General features: G+C 45.3%; 18 protein-coding genes and 1 pseudogene. 14 read left to right on the top strand and 5 right to left on the bottom strand.

Annotated elements, in window-relative coordinates; genetic code table 11:
* Positions 1-122: 122 nt before the first annotated feature.
* Positions 123-269: pseudogene (locus RMO52_RS10190) on the top strand (hypothetical protein); the annotation flags it as partial.
* Positions 270-271: 2 nt separating this feature from the next.
* Here RMO52_RS10190 and RMO52_RS10185 read toward each other — a convergent pair.
* The 4 genes from RMO52_RS10185 to RMO52_RS10170 form a co-directional block, all read right to left on the bottom strand.
* Entirely contained in the window at positions 272-469 is a 198-nt protein-coding gene (locus RMO52_RS10185) for a type II toxin-antitoxin system death-on-curing family toxin (protein ID WP_310413621.1), read from the bottom strand.
* A 3-nt stretch (positions 470-472) separates the two neighbouring features.
* Positions 473-658, bottom strand: a complete 186-nt coding sequence (locus tag RMO52_RS10180) for a hypothetical protein (RefSeq protein WP_310413612.1) — start codon at positions 656-658, stop codon at positions 473-475.
* Positions 651-938: an AbrB/MazE/SpoVT family DNA-binding domain-containing protein gene (locus RMO52_RS10175; protein WP_310413609.1), complete on the bottom strand. Its 288-nt coding sequence runs from the start codon at positions 936-938 to the stop codon at positions 651-653. The genes RMO52_RS10180 and RMO52_RS10175 overlap by 8 nt, the downstream gene beginning before the upstream one ends.
* A gap of 134 nt (positions 939-1,072) precedes the next feature.
* A complete protein-coding gene (locus RMO52_RS10170; RefSeq protein ID WP_310413606.1) occupies positions 1,073-1,504 on the bottom strand; it encodes a hypothetical protein in 432 nt (143 codons plus the stop codon).
* 99 nt (positions 1,505-1,603) lie between these two features.
* Between RMO52_RS10170 and RMO52_RS10165 the strand changes: the two genes are divergently transcribed.
* The 4 genes from RMO52_RS10165 (at position 1,604) to RMO52_RS10150 (ending at position 4,788) form a co-directional block, all read left to right on the top strand.
* Positions 1,604-2,230: a TetR/AcrR family transcriptional regulator gene (locus RMO52_RS10165; RefSeq protein WP_310413603.1), complete on the top strand. Its 627-nt coding sequence runs from the start codon at positions 1,604-1,606 to the stop codon at positions 2,228-2,230.
* Between the two features lie 93 nt (positions 2,231-2,323).
* A complete protein-coding gene (locus tag RMO52_RS10160; protein ID WP_310413599.1) occupies positions 2,324-2,857 on the top strand; it encodes a Uma2 family endonuclease in 534 nt (177 codons plus the stop codon).
* 240 nt (positions 2,858-3,097) lie between these two features.
* Positions 3,098-3,823, top strand: a complete 726-nt coding sequence (locus RMO52_RS10155; RefSeq protein WP_310413596.1) for a hypothetical protein — start codon at positions 3,098-3,100, stop codon at positions 3,821-3,823.
* A 92-nt stretch (positions 3,824-3,915) separates the two neighbouring features.
* Positions 3,916-4,788 (top strand): YaaW family protein, encoded by an 873-nt coding sequence (locus tag RMO52_RS10150; protein WP_396134943.1) that lies wholly within the window; start codon positions 3,916-3,918, stop codon positions 4,786-4,788.
* Positions 4,789-5,107: 319 nt separating this feature from the next.
* On the opposite strand, the gene RMO52_RS10145 is transcribed toward RMO52_RS10150, so the two are convergent.
* The gene (locus RMO52_RS10145; RefSeq protein ID WP_309745392.1) at positions 5,108-5,881 is read right to left on the bottom strand and encodes an ion transporter; all 774 of its coding nucleotides are present in this window, start codon (positions 5,879-5,881) and stop codon (positions 5,108-5,110) included.
* 142 nt (positions 5,882-6,023) lie between these two features.
* On the opposite strand from RMO52_RS10145, the gene RMO52_RS10140 reads away from it, so the two are divergent.
* The 9 genes from RMO52_RS10140 to RMO52_RS10100 all read left to right on the top strand — a co-directional run.
* Positions 6,024-7,190, top strand: a complete 1,167-nt coding sequence (locus tag RMO52_RS10140) for a CIA30 family protein (protein ID WP_309745394.1) — start codon at positions 6,024-6,026, stop codon at positions 7,188-7,190.
* 289 nt (positions 7,191-7,479) lie between these two features.
* Positions 7,480-8,610 (top strand): hypothetical protein, encoded by a 1,131-nt coding sequence (locus RMO52_RS10135; protein WP_310413592.1) that lies wholly within the window; start codon positions 7,480-7,482, stop codon positions 8,608-8,610.
* 148 nt (positions 8,611-8,758) lie between these two features.
* Entirely contained in the window at positions 8,759-10,633 is a 1,875-nt protein-coding gene (locus RMO52_RS10130) for an ABC transporter substrate-binding protein (RefSeq protein ID WP_310413589.1), read from the top strand.
* Positions 10,634-10,729: 96 nt separating this feature from the next.
* Positions 10,730-11,044 carry a hypothetical protein gene (locus RMO52_RS10125; RefSeq protein WP_310413588.1) on the top strand — a complete coding sequence of 105 codons (315 nt, stop codon included), beginning with the start codon at positions 10,730-10,732 and terminating at the stop codon, positions 11,042-11,044.
* Between the two features lie 50 nt (positions 11,045-11,094).
* On the top strand, positions 11,095-11,883 hold the full coding sequence (locus RMO52_RS10120) for a hypothetical protein (protein ID WP_310413585.1): 789 nt from the start codon (positions 11,095-11,097) through the stop codon (positions 11,881-11,883).
* A gap of 23 nt (positions 11,884-11,906) precedes the next feature.
* A complete protein-coding gene (locus RMO52_RS10115; protein WP_310413583.1) occupies positions 11,907-12,788 on the top strand; it encodes a hypothetical protein in 882 nt (293 codons plus the stop codon).
* 101 nt (positions 12,789-12,889) lie between these two features.
* On the top strand, positions 12,890-13,339 hold the full coding sequence (locus RMO52_RS10110) for a hypothetical protein (protein ID WP_310413580.1): 450 nt from the start codon (positions 12,890-12,892) through the stop codon (positions 13,337-13,339).
* The gene (locus RMO52_RS10105) at positions 13,290-13,511 is read left to right on the top strand and encodes a hypothetical protein (protein WP_310413578.1); all 222 of its coding nucleotides are present in this window, start codon (positions 13,290-13,292) and stop codon (positions 13,509-13,511) included. Before RMO52_RS10110 ends, RMO52_RS10105 begins: the two co-directional genes overlap by 50 nt.
* 102 nt (positions 13,512-13,613) lie before the next feature.
* The coding region (locus RMO52_RS10100; protein ID WP_310413618.1) for an NAD-dependent epimerase/dehydratase family protein at positions 13,614-13,753 on the top strand (140 nt) is incomplete at its 3' end.

The raw sequence follows: 13,753 nt of genomic DNA, 5'->3' as shown, positions 1-13,753 counted from the left end.
TGGTTCAAATTTTTGACAGAAATCATCAATATCCGAGAATAATGCGTCTAAACTATTCATAGGAAGAGGTGCTAGAGCGTTGATAGTTATACCTTCTAGCTTAATGCCTCTTCCCTTTCTTATCCCGAACTGACGTTAATTTACTCTTGCTCAAAACCAATCTAGATTCTGGATATGGCGGCGCATCGGGACGTTATGAATATCTCAAAGATATCGCTTTGGAATATACTTTTTTGCTGACTGTTTTCAAGGAAGTGAGTAATGGATAAAATTATGCCTCCTGTGAATTTTCTCTCAGCCAATCTGCCAATAGAGACTCGGTGACAATACCATTTGCTACCTGCTGCATCATCACAACCACCTCTGGCTCTGGTACGATTAGCCGCCAGCCATTCACCTGTAGAAAGGTAAACATCACCATAAAAGCGGTGCGCTTGTTACCGTCAATGAAAGCATGATTTTTGGCGATGCCTTAGCCATAGGCTGCTGCCAAAGAGAATAGATCCGCCTGCTCGTAAGCATAGAGGTTTTGCGGTCTACCTAGTGCTGACTCTAACATCCCCGCATTTAGTAATCCGTAGACTCCTCCATGCGCGGCAATTTGGTCGTCGTGGATAAACTGGGCAATCGTGCCACTAATCCAGATCGGGTCAGCCATCTGCTAGCTCTCTCATGGCATTCCGATACTGGGAAGCTCCGAGCTTATAGGCTGCCATCACTTTATCAAAGTTGGGATCGTGAATGACTAATTTGATGCCATCATCAGTCACCACTAAGTTCAGAGTGTCTCCCTCGACTAATCCTAAGCGATCGAGAACTTCCTTCGGAAAACTAGTACCGATCGAATTTCCTACTTTTCGGAGTTTAACTTCCATACATTTGCGAGATTTGATGTGATTACTATTATAACTACATGACAGGGCGATCGTGGTTTGCATCTATTTCTAGAGTAATGTCAGGATGTTTGCAGGCAGCTCAATTAGATCGATTTGTGGATAAATCGATCTAATTGTTGGCGGTAATTAACCCCGATCGATCGAAGTACCATCGCAATTCTAACCGCAAGATCGGGTTAGTCCGACGCGAAGATTTCACTACGTGCCATCATAAAACTCAGATATAGAGAAATTCCTACAAACCATAGCAACCATGCTGCTGCAAGTAGATTTGCGGGAGCTGGTAAACCGTAAATTGACGGCAACCAAGCGATTGCCACAGCATCTAGAAGCGTTGCTGTAAAGTTAAAAATTACAATTGCCATCAAGGTTTTGAGCCGAGAAAGTTTGCCGATCCGCGCAACACTCTCTATCGTCAGCCCTACGACTGGAATTGTCAGCAGGTATAAGCCGACGAGCCACAAACTACCTTCGACAAAAAACATCGTGCCAGCAAAGCGGATGAAAAATACCCCGATTAGCCAAGCCAATACACCCAAGCCAATGAACAGCGGTAAGTTCATCTGATTGCGATCTTTACCTATACCCAATTGAGTTGCAGTTTTCATAAATTCCTCCATCAAAGACGTAGAATATTAGAACGAGAATAAAACCTCGTTTTTAATATACGAGGAAAATCTCGTCTTTGTCAACCCAGGATCTAAATCATGACGAAAGAGCCGCCAGCACCACTATGGCGCGTACCACAGCAAGCACGGAGTCGTCAGCGATTCGATCGGATTCTGGATGCAGCGGCTGAGTTGTTTGTGGAGATTGGCTATGATTCTGTCACAACCGATGAAATTGCGGTACGGGCAAATACTTCGATTGGGGGCTTGTATCGCTTCTTCCCAGATAAACTCACCATCTTTCATGCTTTGCTCGATCGCTATCTCGATCGACTCAAACAGCTATCGGCAGATCTTCATACTGAGGAGGTAATGCAGCTACCGCTCGATATCTATGTCAGCCAACTAGTAGATGGGTTCGATTTGTTTGTGAGTGCAAATCCGGCATTTCGGCAAATGTTTGTGCAATCGCGGTTAATCCCGACAACAGTTGCTATGTATGCCGCATTCAATCGGGAACTGGCTCAAAAAGTAAACCTTTATCTGGCGGTGCGGAATCCAGCTTTAGAGCAAAGTCATAGAGAGTTAATCGCGACAATTAGTGTCGAAGTTGCCTGTACCCTGGATATTCTGGCTTTATCTGGCGATCGTGATTTTCAACACCGAGTTTTAGCTGAAACAAAGCAATTAACGATCGCTTATTTACAACATTATCTTCCTAACTGATATCGGGTAATTAGATTCCAGCTACAGATAGTCTTACAAAACTTACGTTAAAATATAAGCCGAAGATCTGCTGTCACCATCCATTCAGATGCAATGCCATCAACCATTACCAGACCACTTAGTGAATTTCTTGCCCAGCCAAATATAGAGGCTTCTCCGGCATGGGAATTCATCAATGGCACTGCCCGCCAGAAAGTCATGCCCACCCTCTATCATTCCCGTCTTCAGCGTAACTTAGTCAACTGGATTAACCAGAACACTACTCGCTACGAGGCGATCCAAGAACTGCGCTGCATTATTTCGCCAATTTCACCAGTTCCCGATATTGTGGTCATCGAGATCGATCGTCTTCCTCAATCCGATGGCCCTTTTGAAGGTGCTCCTGACTGGGTAATTGAAATTAGATCGCCCGACCAAAGCATCCTCGATCTCCAAAATAAAATTCTCCATTGCCTGACTAATGGGACTCAACTAGCGTGGCTGATTGATATTCAGCGAGAGCAAATTTGGGTGTGGCAAACAGACGAATTACCGATTGTCTACGCTGGTACCAATATTTTGCCAGGATTAGCTGGACTTCCCACTATTAATGTTGCAGACGCGATTGCATTGACTCAACAACGATAAGATCTGCCACGATCGAAAGCACTGCTTTGTCTATCGCTTGAATCGATCGAGCCGAGCGACCGAGCAAGACGCAACGCAAGCCCAGTCATCGAACTCTCCGCAGCAGAAACTATAGACCCTGCGGTAAAAGGACACGCTCGAGCGCGAGCTGCTTCCAAGCTTGGGAGCGGAGACAATTCTGGAATGAGCGTCACTCCAGTTGTAGACTAGCTCAACAATCCTTTTTGATGTGGTGAGAGTGTGTTTATTTCTAAGCAATGGTGGAAATTAATTGGTTTAGTCGGTATTGTCGCTACGTTATCAAGCTGTAGTAGGGCACCAGCCAGCTCCACTCCTAGCACTCAAGCGCTCGCAAATACTACTCCCGCGCCATTACCCGCGCCTCAAGAAGTCTTGATGACCGACTTCCAGCAGATCGATGGTACGCCCTATTTATATGCGCCGATTTATGTTGCGACCCAAGAACAAAGGAGTATTATCAAAGAAATTAAATCCGCTGCATCTGAGAGCTATGAAGGTCGCAGTGAGGGTGTAGATATTCGGAATTATATGTTCGTTCATCGGGACAATTTATCTGCAAGTAAATTGCTGACAAATAACAGTTCGCGATTGCTTCAGATGGAGCAAATCAGTGCAACTACTACCCCAGTTCGCCCAAATCCCGATAGTCCTACTAAAGGAAAAGGGCTGAAAACAGTTGCCGCACTTTGGCACCTTCAGGTCTTGACTGATACCAACGGCGATAAAATTTTTAGCAGCTCGGATCGCAAGCAGATTGCGATTTCAGATGTTTCGGGGGCAAAATATACCGAGATCATCAAAGATATCGATCGAGTATTGCTAGTCTATCCCAAAGGACTCGATCGACGGTTGGTAATCTATACTTCGGGTGCCAAACGCTTTATTGCCGATGTAGACATCACCAAGCGCAAAGCGACCATCAAAGAGCTACCCTCCATAAATTAAACGTCCCTAGATAACCGGACACTGTTTTTTAAAATCGTGCGGTACACTGTAAGGTGATAGGATCGGTGGCAAGAGTGTGGGAGGAAGTTGCTTTGGATGAGTTACGAACGGCTTTAGAGTTGGCTACTGAAGACGAACTACAACAATTAACTAGGATTCTTTTCAGCCGTAAGTTCAACCCCTTAGATTACGTCCGCACGCCAGACTTGGTAGAGATCCAAAGTCAGGATCGGGATATTTGGCTAGATTCGATCGAGGATCGGTTTCGCTTTCTGGCGGCGGATGGGATTACAGTTTTACAGGGCAGAACTCAAGGTGTCAGTTATCGTCAGACATTGGTGCAAGTATGTCGGTATCTGAAAATTCCTTATTCTAGCCAACTGACGACAACTGACTTAGAATCAGAAGTCTTTTTGCATTTGATGGGCAAAAATTGGCACAAGTTGCCATCTGGAGATCGGGATCTACTAACGATTAGAGTCCAGAAATCCTTAGCAAATACTCGCTTCGACCAGCCATTACCCGCACACATTCAGCACGATCCGATCAAACTGATTTTAAAAGGTAGCAGCGCGATCGCGGTGAGTTCGGTAATTAAACCCTTAGTACTCCATCAAATCGCTCGTCAATTTGCTTTCCACTTTGCCAGTTATGAAGTCGCCAAGCAAACTCTAATTCGGGGCGGATTGGCGGCTACCAGCCAATTACAGAGCTATATCTCTCTGTATATGGCAAAACGCGGCATGATGCTCTCAGCGACCCAGCAGGTGGCTGTTAGAGGTGTATTTACAATTTTAGGGCCAGCCATGTGGGGCTGGTTTTTTGCAGATCTGGGCTGGAGGTCGATATCGACTAATTATGGTCGGATCATCCCGACGATCGTCGCATTGGCGCAAATCAGACTGACACGCTCCCACAATGCTTTCTCCACAGACTCAGGTGATTGGGAATTGGCATATGGTTAAATAAGTAGGTATGTACGGCGTTGCTTCATTTGGGTATGAAGCATAGATCTTGCCCTCACCCCCAACCCCTCTGTCTTGTCTTGACGCGCTCGACCTGGAGGGAACCTCCGTGATGAGCGCGTCGCTGATTCGCTTAACCGTCGGGGAACAAAGGCGTGCGCGAATCGCTCCCAAGCTTGGGAGCGGCGTTTTTATGTCTAGGGTTCCCCCCGAATAAAAAAGCGACGCATCGAACGGGAGGGAACCTCCCGTTTGTGTGCGTCAAGACAACGACAAGACAGAGGGGCTGGGGGTGAGGGCAAGATCGCTAAATTGCACCTCACCCCAATTTGACACCACAACGTTTGCAAAAATTGGCATCTAAATCGTGGCTTGATAGCTGACATTTAGGACAAATAGCATTTACTTTATTAGCACTTTTAGCTACTTGTTTAATTAGATCTCCTAATTGCCAGGGAATGAGGGCAATTCCCGTCAAAATCATCAACACTGTCATCAATTTTCCCACGTCAGAGGTAGGTGTAATATCGCCAAAACCCACGGTTGTCATCGTGACTACCGCAAAGTATACGGCATCAAAAAACGTCCCAAAATTCTTGGGATTGACTGGATGCTCGACTTGGTAGATTAAGCCAGAATAGATAAAAATAATTGAGAAAATTGTAAATAAAATCCGGGTAACGATCGAGCTATCCTCGCGATCGAGATTACCCAAGAACGCTTTACCCTCAATAAACCGGAGCAATCGCAAAATCCGAAACCAGCGTAAAATTCGGATGAAGCTCACATCGGTAATGCCAGTCAGGACTGGTAAAATCGCAATTAGATCGATGAGCGAATAAAAGCTAAAGAGATACTTGAATTTATTTGGGGCGGCGATGAGGCGGAGCGAATATTCAACTGCAAAAATTGATAATATAATCAGATCGATCTTCCCAAGGAGCGATCGAATATCTGGCTGAAGTGGATAAGTTTCGGCGATGAAGATCCCGGTAGAAACTAAAACCAGCCCGGTAATCAGTAAATTTACGATTCTACCGATCGGATTTTCGATATCTTCTAAATAAAGGAAGATTTTATCTGCAAGAATCATAAGTATGTTGGGGATGCGCGAAAATAGGCTGAGCCGCTGTTGCAGTTTTGACAGGCTCAGAAAATAAACTCGTTATAATTAGCAATATATGCGCCAATCCTAGCAACGATCGTCACTAACCCACTACCAAATTATTAACATCATGGCTAAATGGGATGTCAGCAGATTTTTTAATACTGTGAACTATTTTGGGGCGATTCCCGTCGTTAGCGATGTCCAGCGCTGGCTGAGCGGCGCGACAGATCGCAATCGAGCGACTATTGATGGAGGGAGAACAACTGTGGGTGTGGTTTTGGTGGTTGGTGGGTTGGGCGAGATCGGACAATTGACAATTGGGCAATTGCTCAAGAGTGGTTATCGCGTGCGGGTGGCGATCTCGGATCTAAACTTGACACCGTTTAGTGTACCCGCAAATGTTGAATTTGTGCAGGCAAATTTTAGCGATCGGCTTGAAGATAGCCTTAGCAATCGGTTGATGCAGGGAGTTCGCGCCATTATTATTTGTCCCAACGATCCGCATCAGGAGATTTCGGCACCTATTTTAGCTAATTTAACTGCGGTTGCTGCTGGTTTACCATCGGATCGTCGGTTAGAACTGTTTGATTTTACGCACCCCACAGTCGATCTCCAAGCCACCTGGGGAGCGGTGGATGATGTGGTGATGGGTGGTGTGAGTGAAAGTGGTATTCGCTTGCGGACGGGAGCTGCTGTTTTCAGTGGCAATGTTTCGATCGAAAATTCTGGTGGCTTTGCTTCGGTGCGAACTCGCAATTTCGAGCCAGCACTATCGCTGAGTAACTATCAAGGCATCGAACTACGAGTCAAAGGGGACGGACAGCGATATAAGTTATTCGTGCGAACTGAATCCACCTGGGATGGAATTGGCTACGCTCATTCATTCGATACGATTGCTAATGAATGGATGACGATTCAAATACCATTTAGAGATTTAGTGCCGATTTTCCGAGCCAAAACTGTCAGTGACGCGCCACTGGATACGACCCAAGTCCGTTCGTTTCAATTGATGCTCAGTAAATTTGAGTACGATCGCGCCTTAAATCCTCGCTTTATTCCCGGTCTATTTTCGCTGGAAATCGAATCAATTTCTGCTTATGGCGGACAAATAATGCCCCAATTAGTCTCGATCGAGCCGATGCCACTTGCCCCAGATTTAGCTGCTAAGCTTCAGTCTAGCAGCATTCCCTCGACGATCGTCCAATGGGGAAATCTCGACCCGCAAATGGTCGCCGCAATTGCCGTCAAATCCCTCTCCCAACCAGAGACAGTCGGCGAAATTTTAGGTCGTTAAATTAATTGAGAATTGAGAATTGAGAATTGCGGATGCTAAGCTGAGCCAACGCACTTTTTCCTATTCCCTATCCCCTATCCCCTATCCCCTATCCCCTGACTTCCGCAGAAAGTCTATTGAAACAATCCGCCCCAATTTGCGTCCGAAACTAGGAGCTAGCCACAATTACCTGGAGACTGCGGATCGGGCGATCGATCCGCAGTCTCCCAAGTAAGACGATCGTCGCAGAGTATAATCGATCGGTGAACTAGAACTAGTGACAACTTCATATCGGGGATAGGCAAATATTATGAAACCAAGCAGCATGAATCCTGGCGTTATTGCCCTATTGTGTGTCACCAGTCTCACCATCGGGAGCGCCACACCTGCGGTTACAGTTACCCCACCCCCTAAAACTACTCCCGCCAAAACCGTACCTAATTCGACTCCTCAAAATAGATTTCTACCACCAGTCCAAAATAGTCCCCCCAGTAAAGTCACCCCAGCTAATCCTGCTACACCCCCAACCGCTCCAGCCGCAACTACGAATAACTTACCGCTAGTTGTCGTCCCGAACCTGACTCCAGTCACGATTAAAAGCTTTACCAATCTCTACGCACAGTTACTAGCAGTCAAATTTACCCCCAATCAGCAAGCAAAGATCTCGCAGCGACTCAATCGAGAATGGGTAACTAACTTGGGATTGAGAAACACTGTTACCCAAACCATCGCGCTAGAACCTCAAATCGTGCGTGGTACTCCCGTCGAGCGAACTCAACTACAAACCAAGATTATTGCCAATCTCCGCCAGCAAGTACTCGATGGGGATGGAGATGCTTTGTGGTTGGTGTCTTTTTATGATGCTGCACCCAAAAATTGGCTTGCACCAGGAAAACCACCATTAACTCGCATGACTAGCGACATGAGCGCAGAAGTCTTGTGTTTTATGGTTAATGAGGTGATGGGTAAATCTGTCGCTACCGCTGACACCAAGCTCAAAAATGCGATTGCCTCCAAACTCACTACTGAATATGCCAAAATTCCTGTCGATACCAAACAGGAACTGTCTAGATTACCGACAAATTGGCTAGCATTTAAAAATGGTCAATGGATTCGACGTGGTGATTATTTTCGCGAACAAATGCGGATTCAATGGGGACAAAATCTCGAAGCTTATATCCCTGAAATTAAACAGATAAGCAAACTCAGACGCGATCGATTAGCCAGACTCCAAGCCGATCCTAAGATTCAGTGGAATAAAATTAACTCGGTTCAACGGCAGGTTGTTTTTCAAAAATCCGATCTAGAATTTCAAACTAGTCTCAAGACTCTTCCGCCAGTCACAACGGTTCAATTAACTAATTATATCAATAACATGCAGGTTGCTAACGCGATTGGGAATTCACCGACTCGCTCTTCGCTGAGGCTGAAAGTAAAGTAGTTGTAGCAATATAGGTTGCGGCAAAAACTTACCTTAGCTAACTTAAAGCAACAGACATATCTTGCTCCGCGTGGTGCTGGGGGCTTCGATCTAACCTCAGTACTATGTAGGCAGGAGTGTCTTATTTTGGCAATCGCGTATAATACAGGTGAGATGTTCTGAAGGGGACGTAATTATGTGTGCAGAATGCGATCGCCTCAATCAAAGATTAGGAATTGATATCGATCTATTTTTTCGTGATTTAGAAAGAATATCGCCCGGATCGGATACTTTAAATGCGCTCGATCGCCAGATTATTTGTGCGTCTTTATTAGGTCAAGAACGTAATGGAATTGCTCGGATAATATCGCGAAGCCCTTTCTATATCAGGGATAGACTCAGCAATTATTTTTATGAAAGAATAGCTGAAATGATGGATATGGATCGCAAGAAAGTAACCGGGAATTGGATTTTAATTCTCAATTGGTTGCTCGATCCAGACGGAGCATATCGACTGCATCCTCCCGCACAACTCAATGCTGATAATTTTCAGGCTAGCTTTGGCAGACAAGTATTTTTATATCCATACGATCGCCGAATTGGTAACGACCAAATTAGTGCTGCTAGATTTTATCAATCTGGTTTGTGGTATCAAGCACAAAGCTGTTTTCTAGCAGCGTGGGAGAGTGGGAGACAAATATTTCATAGTGGCAGTCCCGAAATCTTAATCTATATCAATAACTGTGCGATCGACCGAAATCATCAGCGACTAATTAAGAAAAACATCCCCGTGCGGACGATCGCTGTTGTCGTCCCAATTAATCACGATCGGGGTCAAATTGCAACCGAAACCTTGCAAGGTATCGCGCAAATTCAGTTACAAGTAAATGTTCAGATTGATGAATTAGGATTAGCCGAACATTATCCAAACGTACCGCCATTACTCGACACGTTATTGGACTCTAAAGTTGCAATTAAAATCTTAATAGTTAACGACATTAATAATCTATATGATGGCGACGATCGGACAGCCGAAAATCTAACGAGATTAGGATCGGAACTAAATTTAATCGCAATTATTGGACATTATTCCAGCGAGGCAACTAAAAGAGCCGTACCTGTATACGCTCAGGCTGGGATCGTCCTCGTCAATTCTAGCAGCACCTCAACTGAATTATCATCGCTGGAAATTGGCGATCGGTTAGGCTTCTTTAGGATTCCGCCGATCGATACCATTAATGCCGCTAAATTAGTTGATTTTCTGTCAGACCCAGCAGCTTTCCCCCATTTGCCTGCGCTCAAAAAGACGGCAATTATCTATGCTGAAAATAGTATTTACAGCAACTCCTATCTGCAAGCGATCGAACATGAACTAGCAAAAAAAACTGCTAGCTTTCAAACCTTATTGCGCTTTGGATATCTAAACGAAGAAGATATTAGAGCGCGTAATTATGTCGAGCAAATCAATAGTGAAGAGATAGATGTTGTAATTATTATTATCGATGCAAGAATCGATCCAAATTTCTTAGCTAACACCGGATTATTGAGCCAATTAAATCTCGATCGGTGTGTGTTGGCTGGTTCGGCTACCTTGTACAAACAAAATTTTAGTAATTCGATTCTCGTGCCCAAAGACTCCACCAACGGCGATCTTCAGCCCCACATTATCACCTGTTTGCCCTGGCACTGGGATAGCAGCACGAATGGCTGCAATAGCAAACGGCTCACCGCTCAGGAGTTTTGTACCCTTGCCAGTCGCCTGTGGGATGCCAATAAAGTGACATGGCGGAGTGCCACAGCCTTTGATTCGGTGCTGCTAATTTATCAGATGCTCCAGCAATTTCCGCACATTGACGACTCTCGATCGTTATTGGAACAGATACATCGACACTTCAAACTAGGGCATCATCAATTTCAAGGCATCACCGGACAAATCGCCTTCCAAGAAAATGGAGACAGGCGGTATCCCCCAGCCGAAATCGTCAAACTCGAATGGCATCGAGATCGGCATAGATGGCGGTGGAACTTTATTTCCCCAGCTTAGACGACACCTGTCGAAATACTACCGACAGATGGGGGTAGATTTTCTCTTCATGCTGACATTAGAATCGTCGCACACACAATAGCAAGGATGTGCGACATGGAATCAGCAGTCAAGAACATCATCGTGCGAAGTAGTGCTATTCAGTTAAAAAAAATCTGCGCTCGCTGCTGTCCTGAAGACAGTGAAGATATCTACTACTGGATTCGGCTGATGCAAATGTTGGATCGCGAAGCTCCGGCATTTACGCTTGCTACCCATTGGCAAATACCGATCGATTATGGTCGATCGATCGGTTTGAATATTTCAATATCTTACGATCGGATCGTACAGATTTTACCGACGATCGCGGCATCGATCTTATCAGAAAACTCAGACCGATTTTCCCGGCAGCAATTGCAGATCGACAAATAACATTAACCCCGATTTCCACCCTCAAAATATGCAATCAATAACCAATATCTATGAAGCTCCAGTTACTATCGATCCTTGGTTTGATGTGGGGATTAACAGGCTGTAATTCCACTCCCCCAATTTCAGTGGCTGCTAATCCCCAGCCGCCAGCGATCTCGTCGCCAGTCCGGATTTATGTGGCGATCGATCGGACATTCAGCGTCGGTGCATCTAAAATCCCCACTCTCAAACTCGATAACCTTCAACCTCTGCTCGAATTAGTCAAAAAAGTAGGTGGAGAAATTCGCGTAGCCGAAGTCTGTACCTCATCAGTGCGCTTGAATAGCTTCTACCTGTCAGAACCGCCACTCGCACCCCAAACACCCACCCCAATGCCCAAATCGGGGACGGTAAACCCGCTGGAATTGCCCAAATTGCAAAAACAGTACGATCTTCAAGCTAAAGTTTACCAGCAGCAGCTCAGCTCGTATCAACAGGCAATGGCATCACGGCAGCAGGAAGCACAGCAAAACAGCACGGAATTTACCACCAAAATTAGCAAGGTTCTAGCGCAGCCTGCCAATTGTCAGGCTTCCGATGTAGTCGGCACCATCGAGCGCGGCGATTTGTATTTGTCTGAGGCTGGCAACTGGCGACAACCGCCCCGCAATGTTGCCTTACTGATTACAGATGGATTGGAAACTGCTCAAAACAATCCCAAACAAGTCAAATTTGCTAGTAATCCACAGGTATTACTAGTCAGTAGTGGGGGTAGAGCTGGCATCCTACAACCCCTGTTAGGCGGCAACAAACCTTATGAATCGATCGAAGGTGCCGTGCGATTTATTACTGGTAAATAAATAGATTTTAGGGGTAAAGCATCATGACCGATAATTATAATCTCGATCGCACCGCATCGCCTGTCGAAAAAGAACTCAACCATTTGAGCGATTGCTGGAATGTTTTTCTCCCAAACGATACCAATTACTGGCTTTATTACGATCTCAATCAACAGCATTTTCACAGTGCTGCGGAAGATGGTGCCGCAGACATGTTCTTGTTGCTCCCAATCTGGGCTAACTTGTTTCTCGATTTCCTGATTTTTCACAGCTTGGCTGACTATCTAATTCGGCTATTACTAACCGATGCACCAGTTTGGTTGCTATTGCTGTCAACCTGTTTGTTTCCGTTTTTCTACATGGCAACTGAGTTTAAATTTGCTCAGTTAATCCATGCTGCCAAACTGGTAAGGCGGGAAGATCCGTTCGACAGATTGCTAACTTTCTGGGTGATTTTTTGGTATGTCACTGGGTTCTGCTGGGCAGTATTGCCATCAGCCGTTTTTGCTTACACCATGTATCTTTCCCAATCAGACAGCCGACTTAGTTGGATCTTTGTGGCAATTATGACGGCACTGGGAGTGTTGCTCCATCTCTTAATCGTGTTCGGCGGCGAACCAGTAATTGCGGCTAAAACTCGCTGGTTTGCTTGCCGCACAGAGCGGAAGTTAGCTACTCAGCGATTGGAGTCCTATCGCGCTTTACGCAAGGCAGTAGGGCGGACTAAAGGCACTACCAGCCACTACGCCCAAATTGCCACAACCAACCAGATGACCACCTATTTTTTTGGTTTAACAGAGTCGGCTACTTCTATAATTAGATTTGTCGATCGAGAGTATTATAGTCTGCATCCACTCGATCGCCCGCTAGACTATCGGTTTGGTAAGTACCGCCGCGACAGACGCGATCGATTACCAGGAGCATAGACAAATCAGCGGATGGTAATTTGGATATCATTCGCCAACTCCGCCGCCATCTTTCGATCGCGATCGAGGATACTTTTATAAAGTAGGAGAAAACTAAATTTATGGCGTATAATAATTTTTCTTTACAAGGTGCGATCGGTCAATTCGACTTAAATCTCATCGAGTCATCTTTTTGCGAATCCCTACCGCCAGTATCACCAAAGCCAGAGTTCTTAAACATTTTTGCACAATATTTGCCCTTGGCGCAGAGGGCAAAATCTGAAAAGGCCAAGTCAGAGTTATTAGTCAGTCCAATTTTAGTTGAATTGTTGCGACTAGCCGACAGCCCAATCCAACTATTTTCAGGTGAAGAGTTTAATGTCGATTCCCCTACAGGGACGCTATGCGAACGAGAGCGTGGCTTGAATGGTTTTTGTGACTTCTTATTAAGTAAATCTACGATCTCATCTATAATTCAAGCTCCGATCGTAATGTTAGTGGAAGCAAAAAAAGGAGAGTTAGATGTGGGCTTGGCAGTGTGCTGCTGCAATGGTCGCTGCTCAAATATTTAATGCAAATGAAGACAAGCCGATTTCGGTCATCTATGGCTGCGTTACCAGCGGGAAGTTGTGGCAATTCCTCAAACTTGAAAATAAAGATCTAACGCTCGATCTGAACGAATATCAAGTTACCCCAGTCGAACGCATCCTTGGTATCCTTAAATGGATGGTGAGTGGATCTTAGAATCAAGAAAACGATCCGGCTAGCAACTTACACGCAACAATTAAGTTCGCGGAGCCGTCACCGATCTTGTATAATGCCCTCTAATTTCTAATTCCTAGTTTGATGCGTATTCTTGTCACAGGTGCCAGTGGTTGTGTCGGTCATTATATCAGCGAAACCCTGATCCAAAATACCGACCACGAACTATTTCTATTTGTCCGCAACCCTGTCAAACTGCAAGTAGATATTAAAGCACGTCCGGG

Origin of the sequence: Chamaesiphon sp. OTE_8_metabat_110, from assembly GCF_031382685.1 — a bacterium.
GTDB lineage: Bacteria > Cyanobacteriota > Cyanobacteriia > Cyanobacteriales > Chamaesiphonaceae > Chamaesiphon.
Note: the sequence above shows the minus strand (reverse complement) of the source record. Positions and strands in the feature narration are given on the sequence as shown.

Excerpts from the sequence above, each read along its gene's own strand:
- RMO52_RS10125 (WP_310413588.1), top strand. The coding sequence starts at position 10,730 with ATGGAATCAGCAGTCAAGAACATCATCGTGCGAAGTAGTGCTATTCAG.
- RMO52_RS10105 (WP_310413578.1), top strand. The coding sequence starts at position 13,290 with ATGTGGGCTTGGCAGTGTGCTGCTGCAATGGTCGCTGCTCAAATATTT.
- RMO52_RS10160 (WP_310413599.1), top strand. The coding sequence starts at position 2,324 with ATGCCATCAACCATTACCAGACCACTTAGTGAATTTCTTGCCCAGCCA.
- RMO52_RS10165 (WP_310413603.1), top strand. The coding sequence starts at position 1,604 with ATGACGAAAGAGCCGCCAGCACCACTATGGCGCGTACCACAGCAAGCA.
- RMO52_RS10120 (WP_310413585.1), top strand. The coding sequence starts at position 11,095 with ATGAAGCTCCAGTTACTATCGATCCTTGGTTTGATGTGGGGATTAACA.
- RMO52_RS10110 (WP_310413580.1), top strand. The coding sequence starts at position 12,890 with ATGGCGTATAATAATTTTTCTTTACAAGGTGCGATCGGTCAATTCGAC.
- RMO52_RS10145 (WP_309745392.1), bottom strand. The coding sequence starts at position 5,881 with ATGATTCTTGCAGATAAAATCTTCCTTTATTTAGAAGATATCGAAAAT.
- RMO52_RS10170 (WP_310413606.1), bottom strand. The coding sequence starts at position 1,504 with ATGAAAACTGCAACTCAATTGGGTATAGGTAAAGATCGCAATCAGATG.
- RMO52_RS10140 (WP_309745394.1), top strand. The coding sequence starts at position 6,024 with ATGGCTAAATGGGATGTCAGCAGATTTTTTAATACTGTGAACTATTTT.
- RMO52_RS10180 (WP_310413612.1), bottom strand. The coding sequence starts at position 658 with ATGGCTGACCCGATCTGGATTAGTGGCACGATTGCCCAGTTTATCCAC.
- RMO52_RS10115 (WP_310413583.1), top strand. The coding sequence starts at position 11,907 with ATGACCGATAATTATAATCTCGATCGCACCGCATCGCCTGTCGAAAAA.
- RMO52_RS10175 (WP_310413609.1), bottom strand. The coding sequence starts at position 938 with ATGCAAACCACGATCGCCCTGTCATGTAGTTATAATAGTAATCACATC.
- RMO52_RS10135 (WP_310413592.1), top strand. The coding sequence starts at position 7,480 with ATGAAACCAAGCAGCATGAATCCTGGCGTTATTGCCCTATTGTGTGTC.